Here is a 16,793-nt window from a genome sequence, read left to right on the forward strand (position 1 = left end):
CTGGCGCGGCACCGGCGGGAGAGGCTGGTACGGTCGTGTTCATCGTGATGCGATGAGGTCACCGAAGCGTCATGGAATCACGCGACCGAACAATGAGCTAGAGCGGGGCGGGTGAGCGCAGCTCAACCGATCCCGCTCTAGGGCGGTTTCACGCTGACTGTGCAGCGCGAAACCACTCTAACTTATGGATTGTAGAGCAGATTCACGCCTCCGGGCGATGCCGCCCTCCGGCGATCTGCTCTAGGGCGCCACCATCTCCGTCGCCCAGGCGCAGTACCGCGCCGCGCTTTTCGCCAGCGCCGCTTTTGCCCCGGTCACGATCTCCCGCTCGTGGAAGGCGCCGTAGATCGCGTCGAAGGCCAGCCCCGCGCAATATGCCGCCATGCGCTGCACCTCGGCCGGCGGCAGCGGGATCAGGCAGGGGTAGCTGCGCATGAAGCCCAGATGCTTGCGGTCCGGCAGCACCTGCAGGACGTCGCCCGAAAGCAGCGCGCCGCGCCCGCCCGCCCCCGCCGCCCAGTGCGCGACGGCCCCGCCGGCGAAATGCCCGCCCAGCCGGTGCAGCGTGAGCCCCGGCAGCACCGGCTGGGCCTCGCCTTCCCAGAAGCGCAGGCAGGGATCGGGCCGCATCACATGCTGCCGGTCCGCCGCATGCAGCCAGACCGGCACACCGAATTCCCGCCCCCATTCCACCATGGTGGAATAGTAGTGCGGATGGCTGATCCCCACCCCCGCCAGCCCGCCCAGCGCCCGGACCAGCGCGATCGTCGCCGCGTCCAGCAGCGCGATGCAGTCCCAGAGGAAATTCCCCGCCCCCGTCCGCACCAGCAGCGCCCGCTGGTCGATCCCCACGGCCGGCACGCTGCGGATGGCCAGCAGCTCCGCCTCCAGCGCCCGCCAGGTATTAGCATGGCCGCGGCGCAGCGCTTCCAGCGTGGTCCAGCCCTGGCCGCGCGCCGGCACATATTGCCGCTCATCCTCGCAGATCGGGCAGGCGGGCGGCGGCGCCAGGCTTTCGGCGAATTGGGTGGAACAGGTCTGGCAGAGGAAATGCGGCATCAGAGGCGCTCCCGCGCCTCGGTCACCAGCCGCTCCAGCGTGGCGAGATCGACCGCGCCCGGGATCAGCCGGTCGCCGATCACCAGCGCCGGCGTGCCCTCGATGCGCAGCGCCATGGCAAGGCGCCCATTCGCCTCCAGCCGGCGCTGGATGGCCGGGTCCTCCATGTCCCGCCGCAGCCGGGACCAGTCGAGGCCGAGCCGTTCCGCCTCCCGTCGCAGCACCGGCTCGGTCGGCTCCTCGCGCAGCCGCATCAGCGCGTCCTGCAACGGAACGTATTTGCCCTGGGCCTGGGCGGCCAGCAGCGCGCGGCTGGCGGTGCGGCTGTTGGGGCCGAGGATCGGCAGGTCCTTCAGCACCAGTCGCACATCCGGCTGGCGCCGCAACAACTCCTCCATCACCGGGTGGAGCTGCTTGCAATAGCCGCAGCGGGCATCGAAGAACTCCACCAGGGTGACGCGCCCCTGGGGGTTGCCCTTCACCGGGTCGCGCGGGTCCTGGAACAGCGCCGGGGCATTGCCCCCGATGGCGTTGCGCGCGGCGCCGTCCCGCGCCGCGTTCTCCGCCGCCTCCAGCGCGCTGAGCGCGTCGCGCAGGATGCTCGGGTCGCGCCGCAGCGCCTCGCGCATGATCTCGACGATGGCGGCGCGCTGCTCGGCGGTGAAAGGGTCCGCCACGGCCGGACCGGGCCAGGCGAAAGGCGGCCAGGCCAGCAAAGTCGCCAGGATCAGTTTCCTCATCGCGGCCTCCGGCGCATGGCGTCATCCTGGTCCCGCTGTTCGCGCGTCAGGTTGTCGCGTTGGGCGGCGAAGCGCAAATCCTGGGCTCGCAACTTTAAGGCACCAGGGGGCAGCGCCTCTTCCGCGCGCCGGGCGAGGAAGCGGGCGCGGGGATAGTCGCCGTCCAGCATCGCCTCCTCGGCCAGGGCCAGATCGGCCTGGGGCAACTGGCCCAGCCTGCCATGCGCGGTGCCGAGCTGCCGCCAGGTGAAGCCGCTGTCCCGTTCCGCCCTCAGGCTCCATTCGAATTCCGTCACGGCCGCCTGCAGCCGGGCGGTGCCGCCCGCCTCCATCAGCGCGCGGCCGTACAGGGTGCGCAGCAGCGGCTCGTTCGGCGCCAGCCGCACCGCTTCCCGCAGCGGCGCCAGGGCGGCCTCGGGGCGGCCGGCCTCGAACAGGATCTGCCCCTGCAGCTCGCGCAGCCAGGGATTGCCCGGCTGCTCCTGCAACAAGGGGTCGAGCAGCGCCAGCGCGCTGTCCGCCCTTCCGGTGCGGTACTGCGCCACCGCCCTGGCATAGCGCGCGGGGGCGGAGGCATCGCTGTCCGGGTAGCGCCGCCAGGTGGTGAGCGGCGGGTCGATGAAGCCGTCCAGCTTCGCCTTCGCCATGCGGAAGGCAGGCTCGAATTCCGGCGGGAAGCCGCCCGCAGCACCACCCCCCGGGCGGCGGGCGACCACGGTCGCGACGAAATCCATCCGGTCCCGGGACAGCGGATGGGTGCGCAGATAGGGGTCCTGCCGCGCCGTCACCAGCGCCTCCTGCTCCCTGAGCTTGCCGAGGAGCTGCAGCAGCCCGTCCGCCGGCCAGCCCAGCCGGGCGAGATAGGTGATGCCGGCCTGGTCCGCCGCCTGTTCCTGCGCTCTTGTGAAGGCCAGCAGCTCCTGCTGCGCGAGCGCCGGGCCGCTCAGGATCGCCGCGCCGGGATTGCCGCCGACATTGCGCCCGCCGGCCGCCGCCACCGCCCCGCCCAGCAGCATGCCGGCGACGGAACGGATCATCGCGTTCCGCATCTCCTCCGGCAGCCGGGCGACGTGGCCGCCGGCGATATGCCCGGTCTCATGCGCCAGCACCCCGACCAGCTCCCCGACGCTGCCGGATTGCTGGATCAGGCCGGTATGGATGAAGAGCCGGTTGCCAGTGGTGACGAAGGCGTTTATCGCCCGCGCCTGGATCAGGGATATCCGTACCAGGGCCGGGTCGACTCCGGCGGTGCGGAACAGGGGGGTGGTGAGGGTGCGGAGGAGCCGTTCGATCTCCGCATCCCGCACCAGCACGGTACTTTCTGTCTGGGCGCTGGCGCGCCCCGGCAGCAGCCAGGGGGCCAGGGACGCCAGCATGAGGATCAGCGCCGATGCCCAGCGTGCGGCGAAAGGGAAGAGCGCATTCCGCATGGCGGGTTGTCTAGCGCGGGGGCTTCGGCGGGGGCCAGCGCTGCCTCTGCTGGGGGCGCTGCTGGCCCTGCCGGGCTGCGAGACCATGGGCAATCTCGGCCGCGACGTCTTCGGCGGCGGCCCGTCCCAGGGCAGCCCGGGCTTCGTCCGCGGCTTCCTCGGCGGCGTGGCGGCGGAGGACCCGGCGGCGGCGCTCGCCGCGCGCCAGGTGCTCTCGGCCGGCGGCTCGGCGACGGATGCGGCGGTGGCGGCGGGCTTCACCATGGCGGTGACCCTGCCATCCCGCGTCGGCCTCGGCGGCGGCGGCGCCTGCCTGATCTTCGACCCGGCCAAGGGCGGCACTGATGCCATCATGTTCCTGCCCGGGGCCCGCCCGGCCTCGCCCCAGGCGGACCGGCCGGCGGCGGTGCCGCTGCTGGCCCGCGGGCTCTTCGCCCTGCATACCAGGAAGCCGGTCCGGCCCTTCGAGGAGCTGATGGCGGCGGCCGAGCAGGCCGCCCGCTTCGGCACGGAGGTGAGCCGCGGCCTCGCCGCCGACCTCGCCGCCGTTTCCGGGCCGCTGTTTGCCGACCCCGGCGCCAGGGCGGTGTTCGCCCGGCCGGATGGCCGGCCGAAAGGCCCCGGGGAGGCGCTGGCGCAGCCGGAGCTGGCGGCGAGCCTCGGCCAGCTCCGCCTGGCCGGTGTGGGGGACATGCACCAGGGCGCCCTGGCCAGGCGGCTGGACCAGACCGCGGCCTCGAGCGGCTCCGGCCTGACCTACGAGATGCTGCGGGCCGCCCTGCCGGACCTGCTGCAGCCCTTCGAGCGGGAGAGCCGCGGCGGCGACCGCATCGCCTTCCTGCCGCCGCCGGCCGATGGCGGCGTGGCGGCGGCCGCGGCCTTCGAGGCGCTGCGCAACGGTGCCACGGCAGAGGCGGCGGCCGCCCAGGCGCTGGCGGTGGCCGGCACGCTGCGGCGCCAGGGGGGCGACCCGGCGGCGCTGGTGGCGGCGCAAGGGTTGCCGCCCTGGAACCCGCCGGCGCTGCCCGCCTCGGCCGGGCTGGTGGTGTTCGACCGCACCGGCATGGCGGTGACCTGCGCCTTCACCCTGAACAATCTGTTCGGCACCGGGCGGATGGCGCCGGGCATGGGCTTCCTGCTGGCGGCGGCGCCAGGGCTGGGGCAGGTGCAGCCGCCGCTCCTCTCGGCGGCCATAGCCTACAACCCGAATCTGCGGGCCTTCCGCATGGGGCTGGCGGGCTCGGGCCAGGAGGCGGCGCCGATGGCGGTGGCCTGGCCGGCGGCGCAGCATCTGCTGAACCGCGTGCTGCCGGCGGCGGCGCTGGAAGGGCAGGGGGGGCCGGGGCGGACGCAGCTCGGCGCCTGCCTGAACTACCTGCCGGGATATCCGGACCGCTGCGTGGCGCTGACGGATCCGCAGGGCAGCGGGGTGGCGCTGGGGGCGATCGACAACTGAGCGGGGGCTTCGCCCGTTGGCGACAGTGCCGCCAACCCCCCACCAGGGGCGCTGCCCCTGGACCCCGCCGTGGACCGGACCGGTCCCCGGACCCCGGTCCGAGTTTCAGACCCGAGGGTTGAAGCTGCCGACTCTTTCCCCCCTTGGCGGGGGCGGGCCCCTGCATTCTTCCGGCCGCCCCGCCCTGCTACTCTGCCGCCATGCTGAAGACCGGCCGCGGGGCCGAGGCCCCGCCTTTCCTCGTCATGGACGTCATCGCCGCGGCCAATGCCCGCGCCGCCACCCTGCCGCCCGCCGCCCCCGGCATCCTGCGCATGGAGGTGGGCCAGCCCGGCACCGGCGCCCCGCGCGGCGCCACCCAGGCGGTGGTCCGCGCGCTCGAGGCCGGCTCCCCCATGGGCTATACCGAGGCCTTCGGCCTGCCCGGCCTGCGCCACCGCCTCTCCCGCCACTACGCCGAGCGCTACGGCGTCCCGGTGCCGGCGGAACGGATCGCCGTGACGGTCGGGGCTTCCGGCGCCTTTCCCCTGGCCTTCCTGGCGGCGTTCGACCCCGGCGACGCCGTCGCCATGGCGGCGCCCTTCTACCCGCCCTATGCCAATATCCTCACCGCCCTCGGCATGCGGCCCCAGCTTCTGGAATGCGGGCCGGCGACGCGCTGGCAGCCCAGCCTCGCCATGCTCCAGGGGCTGGACCCGAAGCCGGAGGGGCTGATCCTCGCCAGCCCCTGCAACCCCGCCGGCACCATGCTGCCGCCGGAGGAATTCACCACCATCGCCCGCTGGTGCCATGCGAACGGGGTGCGGCTGGTCTCGGACGAGATCTATCACGGCCTGACCTACGGCACCGTCGCCGAGACCACCGCGGCTGGGCTGACCCCCAGCACCGTGGTGGTGAACAGCTTCTCCAAGTATTTCTCCATGACCGGCTGGCGGATCGGCTGGCTGGTGCTGCCGGAGGATCTGGTCCGGCCGGTGGAATGCCTGGCGCAGAACCTGTTCATCTCCGCACCGCATGTCGCCCAGGTGGCGGCGGAGGCGGCCTTCGACTGCCGGGCGGAGCTGGAGGAGAACCTGGCCCGCTACCGCCGCAGCCGCGCTTTGCTGCTGCGGGAGCTGCCGCGGGCAGGGCTCGACCGGATCGCGGCGGCGGATGGTGCCTTCTACCTGTGGGCGGATGTCGGCCATCTGACGAATGACAGCGTCGCCTTCTGCCGCCGGCTGCTGGCAGAGGCGGGGATCGCCGCAACCCCCGGGGTGGATTTCGACCCGGGGCGGGGCGGGCGCTTTATGCGGCTTTCCTATTGCGGGCCGGAGGCGGAGATGGCCGAGGCGCCGGGGCGGATCGCACGGTTCCTGGGGCGGTAGCGCCCCACGGTGGCGTTAGGGGCTCCGCCCCATAGGCGGTAGTTCAGGGAAAAGCGAAGAAAACAGGAAGAAGGATCGGAGGCTTTGCCTCCGAACCCCCACCGGGGAGGCAAGCGCCTCCCCGGACCCCGGCCTGAGTTTGGATCCGAGGTTTGAACCTGCCGACTCAAGGCAGGTCGAGGAACGCCGCGTTGCTGTCCGCCGGCGCCTGGTCGCGGCGCTCCGCCGGGCCGTAATCCCGCAGCACCGCGGCGACCCGCAGCCGGTAGCCGGCGAACAGCCCCGCCCGGCCCGCGGCCTGGCTCGCCCGGTGCTCCGCATGGGTCCGCCAGCGGGCCACCGCCGCCTCATCCTCCCAGAAGGAGAGGCTGAGCAGCTTCGCCGGATTGGTCAGGCTGCGGAAGCGCTCCACCGAGATGAAGCCGGGGATTTGCGCGAGCTCGGTTCGGAGGCGGCCGGCATGGTCCAGATAATTCTCCAGCTTCCCCTCAGCCGGCTCCACCTCGAAGATCACCGCGATCATTGGCCGTTCCCGAACTCATGATTTCCAAAGGCCTTTCGGCCTTTGGCGGGTGGGAGTTTGAGGGAGGGCGGCGTCCTCCCTCAACACCCGAACTGGTCGCTTCGGTCCGGGGCGAAGCGTCGCCCGCCCTTCGCTGCTAACCTGCTTGCATGTCCACCCCCGCCGCCTTTGCCGGCCTCGCCGCCCTGATGGGCGACCCCGCCCGTGCTGCCATGCTGCAGGCCCTGCTCTCCGGCGAGGCCCTGACCGCCGGCGAGCTGGCCCGCGCCGCCGGCATCGGCGCCCCGGCCGCCAGCGCGCATCTCGCGCGGCTGGCCGAGGGTGGGCTGGTCCTGGTCCATCCCCAGGGCCGCCACCGCTATCACCGCCTGGCCGGCGAGGAGGTTGCCGCGGCCATCGAGATGCTGGGCGGCCTCGCCACCGCCGTCGCCCCTGCCCGTCGCTGGCCGCATGGCGAGGAATTCCGCCAGGCCCGCCTGTGCTACGACCACCTCGCCGGCCGCCTTGGCGTCGCCCTGCATGGCGCGCTGACGGGCCGGGGCTGGATCGCCCCCGCCCCCGGCGGCTGGCAGGCGACCGGGGCAGGGGAGGCGGGCCTCGCCGCCCTGGGCGTGGACCTGACCGCCGCCCGCCGCGCCCGCCGCTTCGCCTGCGACTGCATGGACTGGTCGGAGCGCCGCGCCCATCTGGCCGGCGGGCTGGGCCGGGAGATCGCTGCCTGCTGCCTGCGCCGCCACTGGCTGCGCCGCCTGCCGCCGCTGCGGGAGGGCGATCCGCTCGGCCGCCGCCGCCTGGCCCTGACGCCGGAGGGCGCCAGGCAGCTCGATGCCGCGCTCGGGGTGAGGCTGGCGGCGTGAGGGATGGCGAGCTGCCCCCGGGCGCCGAGGGCACGGATCACGGCGCCCGCCGCCGCCTGTTCTACGCCCTGGCGCTGATGACCGGGGCCAGCCAGTTCCACCGCGCCGCGCTGGGCGTGGTGGGGCCGGAGCTGGCCGCCGATCTCGGCGCCGGGCCGGCGCTGCTGGGGGCGGCGAATGGCGCCTTCTTCCTGGCGCTGCTGCTGCTGCAGGTGCCGGTGGGGCTGGCGCTGGACCGGCTGGGGCCGCGGCTGACGGTGGCGGCGCTGTCGCTGCCGGCCGCGCTGGGCGCGCTGGGCCAGGCGTTGGCGCCGGAGGGCGGCTGGTTCCTGCTCGCCCGCTTCGTGCTGGGGCTGGGCTGTGCGGCCTCCTTCATGGGGGCGGTGGTGCTGGCGGCGCGCTGGCATGGCGGGCCGGCGCTGACCACGGCGCTGGCCCGCATCTTCGCCAGCAGCCAGGCGGGCGTGCTGCTGGCCGGGGCGCCCTTCGCCTGGGTCTCGGGGCTGCTGGGCTGGCGCGGGGCCTATGCGGTCTCGGCGGCGATGACGCTGGGGCTGGCCTGGCTGTGGTGGCGCTGGGCGCGGGACGACCCGCCGGACCGCCCCCGCCCGCACCGCCCGGCCGAGGGGCTGGGGGAGGCGCTGCGCGGGCAGCTCACCGTCTGGCGGACGCCGGGGCTGCTGCCGGTGCTGGCCATGCATCTGGTGGGCTATGCCGCCGCGGCGACAGTGCTGGCGGTCTGGGCCGGGTCCTATCTGGCGGAGGTGCATGGCCTGGCCCCCGGGCCGCGCGGCGCGGTGCTCGGCGCCATGGGCGGCGCGCTGGTGCTGGGGCTGCTCGGCATCGGCCCGCTGGAGCGGCGGCTGAACACGCGGAAATGGCTGGTCGCGGCCTGCTGCCTGGGGGCGGCGGTGTCGCTGGGCTTGCTGGCGGCCCGGCCGGGGGCGCCGCTGCCGGCGGCGGTGGCGCTGCTGGTGCTGCTCTGCCTCTTCAGCGCCTTTCCGGTGGTGGTGGTGGCGCATGGCCGCAGCCTGTTCCCGGACCATCTGGTCGGGCGCGGCGCCACCACGGTGAATCTGGCCCAGACCCTGGGCAGCGCCGCCCTGCCGGCGCTGACCGGCTGGGCGGTGGCGGTGGCGCCGGCCGGCGAGGCCTGGCCGATCGCCTTCGGCACGCTGGCGGGCTGCCTGCTGCTGGGGCTGGCGGGCTACCTGACCGGCCGGGACGCGCCGCCGAGGGGATGACGTGAGGGGGGCACATGGCGATGGCGCCGATCTGCCAGGAATGGGGACGCCGCCCTCGAACCCCCGGCAAAGGGCGCCGGCTCGTTGGCGGCGGTGCCCCCAACCCCGTCGGGGCCAAGGCTTGGCCCCGAACCCCGCCCTGAGGCTGCAAGTTGAGCCGTCGGGTCTGAACTGAAGCTAGTGTCCCGCTTCCGCAGTCCTGCGGACTTCGTTCTCGGGCCACCAGCTTGTGTTTTCAGTGGCCTGCTTGTCCGCTGCCTTCGCTGGAAATCCAGCGAACTTCGCGGGCAGGACACTAGAGCGGGATCGGTTGAGCTGCGCTCACCCGCCCCGCTCTAGCTCATTGTTCGGTCGCGTGATTCACGGTTTCGGTCGATTCGACCTCAACCGATCACGCTCTAGGGTCCGGGGAGGGGCTTCCCCTCCCCGGTGGGGGTTGGCTGCACGGCCGCCAACAGGCAAAGCCCCGACCTTCTTCCTGTTCTCTTAAGCTGGCGCCTATGGGGACGGCGCCCCCGATCTTCACCCGCGCCCGCACCATCAGCGCCGATTGACCCCGCCGCCCCCGCATGGTGCGCTCCCCCCGCCTCAGGGGAGAGAACGCCATGCCCATCGTACCCAACCATGTGAAGCAGCGGCTGCAGAAGGATGAGCTCGCCCTCGGCTTCGGGGTGCATCACATGCGCGGCGCCGCGGTCGGCATGCTGGCCGCCGCCGCCGGCTTCGACTGGCTGTTCATCGACATGGAGCACGGCGCGACCTCGGTCCATGAGGCGACGCAGATCGCCATCGCCGCGCTGAACCAGGGCGTCACCCCCATCGTGCGGGTCTGCAAGGACGCCGTGTTCGAGGGCACGCGGGCGCTCGACAATGGCGCCATGGGCGTCGTCGTGCCGCATGTGGACACTGCCGAGGAGGCCAGGGCGGTGGCGGATGCCTATCGCTTCCCGCCGGTCGGCACCCGGTCCTGGGGTGGCCCGCCCTTCGCCTATAATTTCAGGCCGCCGGCGGTGGCCGAGGCGCAGGTGGAGCTGAACAAGGAAATCCTGGTCACGGTGATGATCGAGACGCCGGAGGCGGTCGCCAACGCCGCCGCCATCGCCGCCGTGCCGGGGATCGATGCGCTGATGATCGGCACCTCGGACCTCACCGCCTCCATGGGGATCGCCGGCCAGATCGGGCATGAGCGGGTGCAGGCCGCCTACAAGACCGTTGCCGATGCCTGCAAATCCGCCGGCAAGGTGCTGGGCATGGGCGGCGTGTATGACGAGACCTGGGCCGCGGCCTACATCAAGCTGGGCGCCCGGCTGCTGCTCAGCGGCTCGGATCACAATCTGCTGCTGGCCGGCGCCTCGGCGCGCAGCAAATTCCTCCGCGGCCTGCAGGGCTGAGGGGGGGGGCCTGAAAGGGCTGAGCCTGAAAGCCTGGCCGGTATCGCGCAGGGCCGGCGTGGCCGCCGGGCGCCGCAGCCCGGCGGCCCTGCCTTTGGCCGGCCGGTCAAGGGGAAGATGCGAGACGGGGCAGAGGCGCGGTGCGCCCTTCCGGCGCCTGTCAGCTCGGCTCGGCGCCGGCCGCGCCGCTTCCGGCCCAGCTCAGCCGGGCGCCGGCCGCGCCTGCCCGGCCAAGGCAAGGCACATTTCCCGGCAGGCGGCATCGAGAGACTTGCGAATGGTTCTCACTCTCGCTATCACCGCTGGCGTGACGGAGTGACCCATGCGCCCTCCCCGACGCATTTCTGGCCGACGCATTCCTGGCCGCCGCATCCTCGGCCTGCTGGCCGCCGCCATGGCCCTGCCCGGCGCCGCGCTGGCGCAGGAGGTCAACCTCTACTCCTCCCGCCACTATGACAGCGACCGCGCCCTCTACGCCGAATTCACCAAGGAAACCGGCATCCGCGTCCGCCTGATCGAGGGCGATGCCGACCAGCTCATCGAGCGCATCCGCAACGAGGGGGCGAACAGCCCCGCCGATGTCTTCATCACCGTCGATGCCGCGCGCCTCGCCCGCGCCGCGCATGCAGGCGTGCTGGCGCCGGTGCAGTCCCAGGTGATCGCCGGCCGGGTGCCGGAGGGGCTGCGCGACCCGGGCGGCACCTGGTTCGCCGTCTCCCAGCGCGCCCGCGTCATCATGTATGACAAGGAGCGCGGCGCGCCGCAGGGCCTGACGCGCTACGAGGATCTGGCGGATGACCGCTTCCGCGGCATGATCTGCGTCCGCAGCAGCAACCACCCCTACAATATCAGCCTCGCCGCCTCGATCCTCGCCGCCAACGGGCCGGAACGGACGGAGGAATGGGCCAAGGGTGTCGCCGCCAACCTCGCCCGGCCGCCCCAGGGCGGGGATCGCGACCAGTTCCGCGCCATCCCCGCCGGCCAGTGCCAGCTCGCCATCTCCAACACCTATTACTTGGCAGCCTTCGGCGCCTCCCAGCGCGCCGAGGACCAGGCGCTGTTCCAGCGGATCGGGGTGATCTTCCCGAACCAGGGGCAGGGCGACCGCGGGGCGCATGTGAACATCTCCGGCGCCGGGCTGGTGAAGACCGCGCCGCACCGGGCGGATGCCATCCGCTTCCTGGAATTCCTCGTCTCCGACAAGGCGCAGGAAATGTTCGCCCTGGGGAACATGGAATACCCGGCCGTGCCGGAAGCGCCGCTGCACCCGGCCCTGACCGCCATGGGCAGCTTCCGCGGCGAGAAGGTGGACGCCGAGCGGACCAACACCAATGCCGGGCCGGCGCTGCAGATCATGCAGCGCGCCGGCTGGCGCTGAGGGGGAATCGGGGGGGAATGATCGTCTGCCTCTGCAACGCCCTGACCGATCGCCAGTTAGAACAGGCGGTCGCCCAGGGGGCCAAGCGGCCGCGGGAGGTCTATGCCGCCTGCGACTGCAAGGCGCAGTGCGGTACCTGTACGCGATTGGTGCTCGGCATGATCCGTGACGCCATGCTACAGCCGGGCACGGGCGAGGCCACACTGGCGGCCGGGTGACGCGGGCTGGTTCGGCTGCCGGACCCCCGGCGGCCGCAACCAGGAGCGTTGCATGAAATCCGACCCGAAGGTCGTCGAGCATCTGAACACCCAGCTCACCAACGAGCTGACCGCGATCAACCAGTACTTCCTGCATGCCCGCACCCTGCGCCATTGGGGGGTGACGAAGCTGGGCAAGCACGAATACGAGGAATCCATCGACGAGATGCGCCATGCCGACTGGCTGATCGAGCGCATCCTCTTCCTCGGCGGCCTGCCCAATGTGCAGCGGCTGAACCAGATCATGGTCGGGCAGACCGTGGAGGAGATCCTCGGCGCCGATCTGAAGCTGGAGGAGAAGGCGATGGCCGATCTGCGGGAAGGCATCGCCTATTGCGAATCGGTGCGGGACTACATTTCCCGCGACCTGCTCCGCCGCATCCTCGACAGCGAGGAGGAGCATGTCGATTTCCTGGAGCGGCAATTCGACCTGATCAAGCTGATCGGCATCCAGAAATACATCCAGCTCAACAGCGCGCCGGCGCCGGAGCAGGAGGGCGGCGGGGAGTAGAGTGTTGGGGGCTTCGCCCCCAAGCCCCCAGCAGAGGGCGTCGCCCTCTGCACCCCCGCCGGGGCCAGGACCTGGCCCCGGACCCCGGTCCGAGTCGGCAGGTTGCACCGCAAAACCCACACCGGGGTCCGGGGAGGGGTCCCCTCTCCGGCGGGGTGCAGGGGCAGAGCCCCTGCCGGGGGCTATGGGGGCGGAGCCCCCAACCCCTTCACCGCCGCCGCGAACCGCCCCGGATCCGCCAGCACCCGCGGCACCTTGTGCTGCCCGCCGAGCTTCCCTGCCGCCCGCATCCAGGCCTCGAACCGTCCTTCCGGCAGCAGGGTCACTTCCGGCGCGTCCATCTGCCCGCCCAGCCGATGCGCCGCGTAATCGGCGTTCTTTGCCTGCAACGCCGCGTCCAGCGCCGCCGCCAGCGTCTCGGCCGAGCCCGTGCCGCGCGCTTCCACCAGCCAGCGGTGATGCCCCCGCACCGTGCCGAAGACAGGCCCCACCGTATATTCCGCCACCGCCAGCCCCACCCGCCCGGCGGCGTCCAGCAGCGCCTGTTCCAGCTCCTCGCCCACCAGATGCTCGCCGAAGGCGGAGAGCATGTAGCTGGTCCGCCCCGTCACCAGCAGCCGCGGCGGCGTGCGCTCCAGGAAGCGCACCGTATCCCCCAGCACATAGGCCCAGAGCCCGGCGCAGGAGGTGGCGATGACCGCATACTCCACCCCGGTCTCGATGGTCGCCGCCCAGTGCCGCGTCGGGTTCGGCCGGTCCAGCTCCTCCAGCGGCACGAATTCCCAGAACACCCCGCGATCGGCCAGCAGCCGCAGCCCCTCGCCATCGCCGCGGTCGGCGATGGCGCAGAAGCCCTCGCTGGCCGGGTACACCTCCCGCGTCGCGCAGCCCGGCGGCAGGAAGGCCGCGATGCGCTCCCGGTAGGGCGCCCAGGCGACGCCGCCATGCACCAGCAACTCCAGCTTCGGCAAGGGCGGCGTGCCGTGCCTTGCCGCCAGCTTCTCCAGCAGCAGCAGCAGCCAGGAGGGGGTGCCGGAGAGCATGGCGATCTCCGCCGCCGGCGTCTCCACCGCCAGCGCCGCCAGCTTCGCATCCCAATCCGCCAGCAGCGCCAGCCGCGCCGGCGGCCAGCCCCAGGGGGCGAGGAAGCGCGGCACTTCCGCAGCCGCGATGCCGGAGAGATCGCCCTGCCGCACGCCCTTCCTCCCCCCGGGCGCCACCGCCTCCAGCGCCGTGGAGCCGCCGAGCATGAAGGACAGCCCGCCGAAGACATGGCTTGCCGGGTGGTGGTGCAGGTGCCAGGCCAGCACGTCCAGCGCCGCCAGCCGGTTCGCCCGCACCATGGCGCGGGAGACGGGGATGTATTTCGTGGCGCCGGAGGTGGTGCCGGAGGAGAGGGCGAAATAGGGCATCAGCCCCGGCCAGGTGGCGTCGCGCAGCGCCGGGTAACCCGGCTGCCACCAGTCTCGCCAGAATTCCTCGTAGCGGCGGAGCGGCACCCGGGTCTGATAGCCGGCAACATCCCCGATCTGCGCGAAACCATGCGCCCGGCCGAACGCCGTACCGGCGGCACGCTGCAGCAGCCGCCGCAGCAGCGCCGCCTGGGCCGCCGCAGCATCCTGCGCCTCAAGCGCCGCGATGCGCCGGGCGGAGACCAGCCGCAGCAGCAGGGTGGCGTCGAAGGGCGGGCCCGGCCTCATGGCTGCAACACTGTCACGCGGCGGAATTCCCGCGCCACCGTTTCCGGCCGCAGCGGCAGGCGGATGCTGCGTCCCTCGCGCCAGAGGGGGATCTGGTCCGCGAAGGCGGCGCTGCCGAGGAAGCCGTCCTGCCCGCCGAACAGCACGAACCAATTGGCATCGGGGTCGGCGAGGTCGGAGACCTGCCGCGCCATGGCGCCGAAGCTCACCTCATGCGGGCCGGCGACCAGGCCATGGCCGGTCTTCATCGGCGTCTCGCGGGAGCCGCCGACGGGGCTGCTGCCGAGGACGAAGGCGCGGCCGAGCAGGGGCAGGTTCACCAGCCAATGCGCCGCGCGCAGCCGGTGCACCTCGCCCCAATTCGCATATTGCGTCGCGAGCGGTGCGGCGGCGGCCACCGCGGCGCGCAGCACGGCCTCCCGCCGCGGCGGCGGCAGGGCGTCTAGGTCGCGCAGCAGGAAGGAGGTGATGAAATTCCATCCCGTCTCCGGCCCGCGCGCCGTCACCCCCTCCGGCTGCAAGGCGGGGACGAGCTGGCCGAGCAGCAGCTCGAACACCAAGGCGGCGCGGCTCGTCGCGGCGTAGTCGCCGTCCCAGCCGCGCAGCGGGGCGAGCAAAGCGGGCTCCGGCGCGCCGCCTTGCAGGGTGTCCAGCCGCGCCAGCAGCGCCGCCGCCAGCAGCGCCGCCTTGGGCGCCACCGTATCCCGCTGCAGGGCGAAGAGATCCTCCGCCGAGAGCTGCGGCCGGGCGGCGAGCAGGGCGCGCAGCCGCGCGACGCGGTCGCCATCGGAGAAGAAATAGCCGATGGGCGGCGCATCCGGCGCCCAGAGCGCGGGGTTCTCGTTGGCCGAGGCGAGGAAGCCTTCCTTCGGGTCCTCCAGCGTCGGCAGGCGGCGCGCGTCGCGCAGCCGGGTCCAGGGCGCGGTGGCGGCCGGGTCCCGCGCATCCAGCACCGGGTCGGTGGCGGGGAAGCCCTCGCGGTCTGGCAGCAGCGCCGCGGTCAACCGGCCGATGCGGCCGTGGCGGTCGGCCCAGAGCATGTTCTGCGGCGAGACGGCGAAGCCAGCGAAGGCGGCGCGGAATTCGCCGCCATTCCGGGCGCGGGCGGCGCGCAGCAGGGCGGTGATCTCGTCGGCCGGCTCATGCCCGGCCCAACGCAGGGCGATCGTCTCCCCCTGCGGATTGGGGATGATGGCGGCATCGGTCATCACCGGCCCCTGGGGCGAGACGCGGACGCGCCGCCTTGTGGCGAACCAGAGGCGCTGGCGGATCACCTCCTCCCGCTCCTCCATGGGCAGGCCGGCGACGGCGAAGAGGTCCGAGGAGGCGGCGCGCAGGTTGGTCCCGCCCCAGGCGAGATCCGGGTTGCGCCCGAGGCCGAGGATGGGCAGCCCCGGCACCATCATCCCGACCGCATGGAAGGAGGGGGAGCGCATGCCGGCCAGCAGCCAGAGATTGGGCAGCGAGAGGCCGAGATGCGGATCGGAGGCCAGCAGCGGCGCGCCGCTGGCGCTGTGCGCCGCATCCACCGCGACGGCGTTGCTGCCGTTGCGGGAGAGGCCGGTGAGCAGGGTGCCGAGTGTCGCCTGCTCCGGATTGGTCGGCGGCAATCCCACACCGGCAAGGCGCAGCCGCTGCCAGGCGCGGGCGAAGCCGGGCGTGCCGCGCTCCGCCAGCAGGGAGAAGTAGCCGAGCCAATTGATGTCCGTGCCCGCCAGCCGGCCGATCGCCAGCAGATCCTCCCGCGTCAGGGGCTCGCGGCGGAGGCCGAGCAGCCCGGCCTCGGGCGGCCGTGGGCTGCGGGCGACGGCGCGGTTCAGGCCGAGCAGGAAGGCATCGATGAAATCCCGCGTCTCCGGCGGCCAGGCGGCGATGATCTGCGGCGCGGCGCGGCCGAAATCGAGGATGCGCAGGGCGTGGTCGATATCGGTCGCCAGCGGCCCGGCGATCTCCGCCAGGCGGCCGCGTGCGACATGGCGCAGCAGGTCGACCTGGGCGCCGCGCAGATGGCCGTGCACCAGGCCGAGGGCCATGGCGAGGTCGGTGTCGGTGGCCGCTTCGACCCAGGGAATGAGATAATCATTCCAGCGGATGGTGACGGGGGCTGAGAGGGGGAGGCCCTGAAGGGGCAGGGTGGCGAGCCGGTCCTCCACCGGGACGCTGCGGGGGAAGAGCGCGGCACAGCCGGGGAGCAACGCCGCCACCGCCAGCAACAGCGCCGCCTGGCGCGCCCATCCCTGCATGCTCCGTCCGGCCCCTGGCTGCCCGGCGCGAGAGCTTGGGGCGGGGATGGTCGGGTGCAAGGCTGGCGGGGGCGCGATGTCGCAGAGCCGTAACATGTCTTTGACGGTGGTTGGTGGGACCGCCAAAGAGGAGAGCAAGAAAAAACAAGATCGGGGGCGCTGCCCCCGAACCCCCGCCGGGGACCGGACCGGTCCCCGGACCCCGGTCCGAGTTTCAGAGCCGTGGGTTCAACCTGCCGACTCACACCGGGGTCCGGGGAGGAGTATCCTCCCCGGCGGGGGTTTGGGGGTAGCGCCCCCAATCTTCTTCCCGTGACTTTGGCCTCGGGCGGGAAGACACGACGCATCCGGCGGCGCCGCGCCTTCCCGCTTGCACTTCCTTACCGAGCCGACATTTTTCGCATCACCAGCCGCGATAGCCGCGCGGCGGGCCATAGCCGCGCCCGCCTCGGCCATAGCCGGAGGCGTAGTGGTGCCGCGGGCGGTCATTCGCCGCGCCGGCGATGAGGCCGGCGGCCGCGCCGACGCCGGCGCCCAGCAGCAGGGTGTTGCCCCAATTGGTCGAGCCATCGGGGTTCTGGCAGCCCCCCAGCACCAGGCTGAGGGAGAGGGTCAGGGCGGCCAGGATACGGGTCAT

The 16,793-nt window shown here is 72.9% G+C and carries 15 protein-coding genes; 8 read left to right on the forward strand and 7 right to left on the reverse strand.

What is annotated here, in order from left to right:
* Window positions 1–240: 240 nt before the first annotated feature.
* The 3 genes from E5N76_RS14125 to E5N76_RS14135 are packed head-to-tail and all read right to left on the reverse strand — an operon-like array spanning window position 241 to window position 3,229.
* Entirely contained in the window at window positions 241–1,059 is an 819-nt protein-coding gene (locus tag E5N76_RS14125) for an MBL fold metallo-hydrolase (RefSeq protein ID WP_149537958.1), read from the reverse strand.
* Window positions 1,059–1,799, reverse strand: coding sequence for a DsbA family protein (locus E5N76_RS14130; RefSeq protein ID WP_149537959.1), 741 nt, complete (start codon window positions 1,797–1,799; stop codon window positions 1,059–1,061). The genes E5N76_RS14125 and E5N76_RS14130 overlap by 1 nt, the downstream gene beginning before the upstream one ends.
* Window positions 1,796–3,229, reverse strand: coding sequence for a M48 family metalloprotease (locus tag E5N76_RS14135; RefSeq protein WP_187830164.1), 1,434 nt, complete (start codon window positions 3,227–3,229; stop codon window positions 1,796–1,798). The genes E5N76_RS14130 and E5N76_RS14135 overlap by 4 nt, the downstream gene beginning before the upstream one ends.
* Here E5N76_RS14135 and E5N76_RS14140 point away from each other — a divergent pair.
* Window positions 3,228–4,685, forward strand: a complete 1,458-nt coding sequence (locus E5N76_RS14140; protein WP_187830165.1) for a gamma-glutamyltransferase — start codon at window positions 3,228–3,230, stop codon at window positions 4,683–4,685. The two genes, E5N76_RS14135 and E5N76_RS14140, sit on opposite strands and share 2 nt — an antisense overlap.
* A 200-nt stretch (window positions 4,686–4,885) precedes the next feature.
* Window positions 4,886–6,052: a pyridoxal phosphate-dependent aminotransferase gene (locus tag E5N76_RS14145; RefSeq protein WP_149537962.1), complete on the forward strand. Its 1,167-nt coding sequence runs from the start codon at window positions 4,886–4,888 to the stop codon at window positions 6,050–6,052.
* A gap of 166 nt (window positions 6,053–6,218) precedes the next feature.
* Here the strand turns inward: E5N76_RS14145 and E5N76_RS14150 are convergent, their stop codons facing one another.
* A complete protein-coding gene (locus E5N76_RS14150; RefSeq protein ID WP_149537963.1) occupies window positions 6,219–6,575 on the reverse strand; it encodes an antibiotic biosynthesis monooxygenase family protein in 357 nt (118 codons plus the stop codon).
* 149 nt (window positions 6,576–6,724) lie between these two features.
* On the opposite strand from E5N76_RS14150, the gene E5N76_RS14155 reads away from it, so the two are divergent.
* The 6 genes from E5N76_RS14155 (at window position 6,725) to bfr (ending at window position 12,213) form a co-directional block, all read left to right on the forward strand.
* Window positions 6,725–7,432, forward strand: a complete 708-nt coding sequence (locus tag E5N76_RS14155) for an ArsR/SmtB family transcription factor (protein WP_149537964.1) — start codon at window positions 6,725–6,727, stop codon at window positions 7,430–7,432.
* Window positions 7,429–8,676: an MFS transporter gene (locus E5N76_RS14160; RefSeq protein ID WP_149537965.1), complete on the forward strand. Its 1,248-nt coding sequence runs from the start codon at window positions 7,429–7,431 to the stop codon at window positions 8,674–8,676. The genes E5N76_RS14155 and E5N76_RS14160 overlap by 4 nt, the downstream gene beginning before the upstream one ends.
* Before the next feature lie 605 nt (window positions 8,677–9,281).
* The gene (locus E5N76_RS14165) at window positions 9,282–10,067 is read left to right on the forward strand and encodes an HpcH/HpaI aldolase family protein (protein WP_187830166.1); all 786 of its coding nucleotides are present in this window, start codon (window positions 9,282–9,284) and stop codon (window positions 10,065–10,067) included.
* A gap of 322 nt (window positions 10,068–10,389) precedes the next feature.
* Window positions 10,390–11,445: an extracellular solute-binding protein gene (locus E5N76_RS14170; RefSeq protein WP_187830167.1), complete on the forward strand. Its 1,056-nt coding sequence runs from the start codon at window positions 10,390–10,392 to the stop codon at window positions 11,443–11,445.
* Window positions 11,446–11,462: 17 nt separating this feature from the next.
* Window positions 11,463–11,663, forward strand: coding sequence for a (2Fe-2S)-binding protein (locus E5N76_RS14175; protein ID WP_149537966.1), 201 nt, complete (start codon window positions 11,463–11,465; stop codon window positions 11,661–11,663).
* A gap of 52 nt (window positions 11,664–11,715) precedes the next feature.
* A complete protein-coding gene (bfr, locus tag E5N76_RS14180; protein WP_149537967.1) occupies window positions 11,716–12,213 on the forward strand; it encodes a bacterioferritin in 498 nt (165 codons plus the stop codon).
* 182 nt (window positions 12,214–12,395) lie between these two features.
* On the opposite strand, the gene E5N76_RS14185 is transcribed toward bfr, so the two are convergent.
* The 3 genes from E5N76_RS14185 to E5N76_RS14195 all read right to left on the reverse strand — a co-directional run bounded on the left by E5N76_RS14185 (window position 12,396) and on the right by E5N76_RS14195 (window position 16,793).
* Window positions 12,396–13,913, reverse strand: coding sequence for a GH3 family domain-containing protein (locus E5N76_RS14185; protein ID WP_149537968.1), 1,518 nt, complete (start codon window positions 13,911–13,913; stop codon window positions 12,396–12,398).
* Complete coding sequence (locus E5N76_RS14190; protein ID WP_149537969.1) at window positions 13,910–16,156, reverse strand: penicillin acylase family protein; 2,247 nt, start codon at window positions 16,154–16,156, stop codon at window positions 13,910–13,912. Before E5N76_RS14190 ends, E5N76_RS14185 begins: the two co-directional genes overlap by 4 nt.
* A 403-nt stretch (window positions 16,157–16,559) precedes the next feature.
* The gene (locus E5N76_RS14195) at window positions 16,560–16,793 is read right to left on the reverse strand and encodes a hypothetical protein (RefSeq protein WP_149537970.1); all 234 of its coding nucleotides are present in this window, start codon (window positions 16,791–16,793) and stop codon (window positions 16,560–16,562) included.

Source organism: Siccirubricoccus phaeus (assembly GCF_008360935.1).
GTDB classification, from domain to species: domain Bacteria; phylum Pseudomonadota; class Alphaproteobacteria; order Acetobacterales; family Acetobacteraceae; genus Siccirubricoccus; species Siccirubricoccus phaeus.

What these genes read in the sequence shown, in the direction of transcription:
- E5N76_RS14125 (WP_149537958.1), bottom strand. Translation starts at nt 1,059, where the DNA reads ATGCCGCATTTCCTCTGCCAGACCTGTTCCACCCAATTCGCCGAAAGC.
- E5N76_RS14130 (WP_149537959.1), bottom strand. Translation starts at nt 1,799, where the DNA reads ATGAGGAAACTGATCCTGGCGACTTTGCTGGCCTGGCCGCCTTTCGCC.
- E5N76_RS14140 (WP_187830165.1), top strand. Translation starts at nt 3,228, where the DNA reads ATGGCGGGTTGTCTAGCGCGGGGGCTTCGGCGGGGGCCAGCGCTGCCT.
- E5N76_RS14135 (WP_187830164.1), bottom strand. Translation starts at nt 3,229, where the DNA reads ATGCGGAATGCGCTCTTCCCTTTCGCCGCACGCTGGGCATCGGCGCTG.
- E5N76_RS14145 (WP_149537962.1), top strand. Translation starts at nt 4,886, where the DNA reads ATGCTGAAGACCGGCCGCGGGGCCGAGGCCCCGCCTTTCCTCGTCATG.
- E5N76_RS14150 (WP_149537963.1), bottom strand. Translation starts at nt 6,575, where the DNA reads ATGATCGCGGTGATCTTCGAGGTGGAGCCGGCTGAGGGGAAGCTGGAG.
- E5N76_RS14155 (WP_149537964.1), top strand. Translation starts at nt 6,725, where the DNA reads ATGTCCACCCCCGCCGCCTTTGCCGGCCTCGCCGCCCTGATGGGCGAC.
- E5N76_RS14165 (WP_187830166.1), top strand. Translation starts at nt 9,282, where the DNA reads ATGCCCATCGTACCCAACCATGTGAAGCAGCGGCTGCAGAAGGATGAG.
- E5N76_RS14170 (WP_187830167.1), top strand. Translation starts at nt 10,390, where the DNA reads ATGCGCCCTCCCCGACGCATTTCTGGCCGACGCATTCCTGGCCGCCGC.
- E5N76_RS14175 (WP_149537966.1), top strand. Translation starts at nt 11,463, where the DNA reads ATGATCGTCTGCCTCTGCAACGCCCTGACCGATCGCCAGTTAGAACAG.
- bfr (WP_149537967.1), top strand. Translation starts at nt 11,716, where the DNA reads ATGAAATCCGACCCGAAGGTCGTCGAGCATCTGAACACCCAGCTCACC.
- E5N76_RS14185 (WP_149537968.1), bottom strand. Translation starts at nt 13,913, where the DNA reads ATGAGGCCGGGCCCGCCCTTCGACGCCACCCTGCTGCTGCGGCTGGTC.
- E5N76_RS14190 (WP_149537969.1), bottom strand. Translation starts at nt 16,156, where the DNA reads ATGCAGGGATGGGCGCGCCAGGCGGCGCTGTTGCTGGCGGTGGCGGCG.
- E5N76_RS14195 (WP_149537970.1), bottom strand. Translation starts at nt 16,793, where the DNA reads ATGACCCGTATCCTGGCCGCCCTGACCCTCTCCCTCAGCCTGGTGCTG.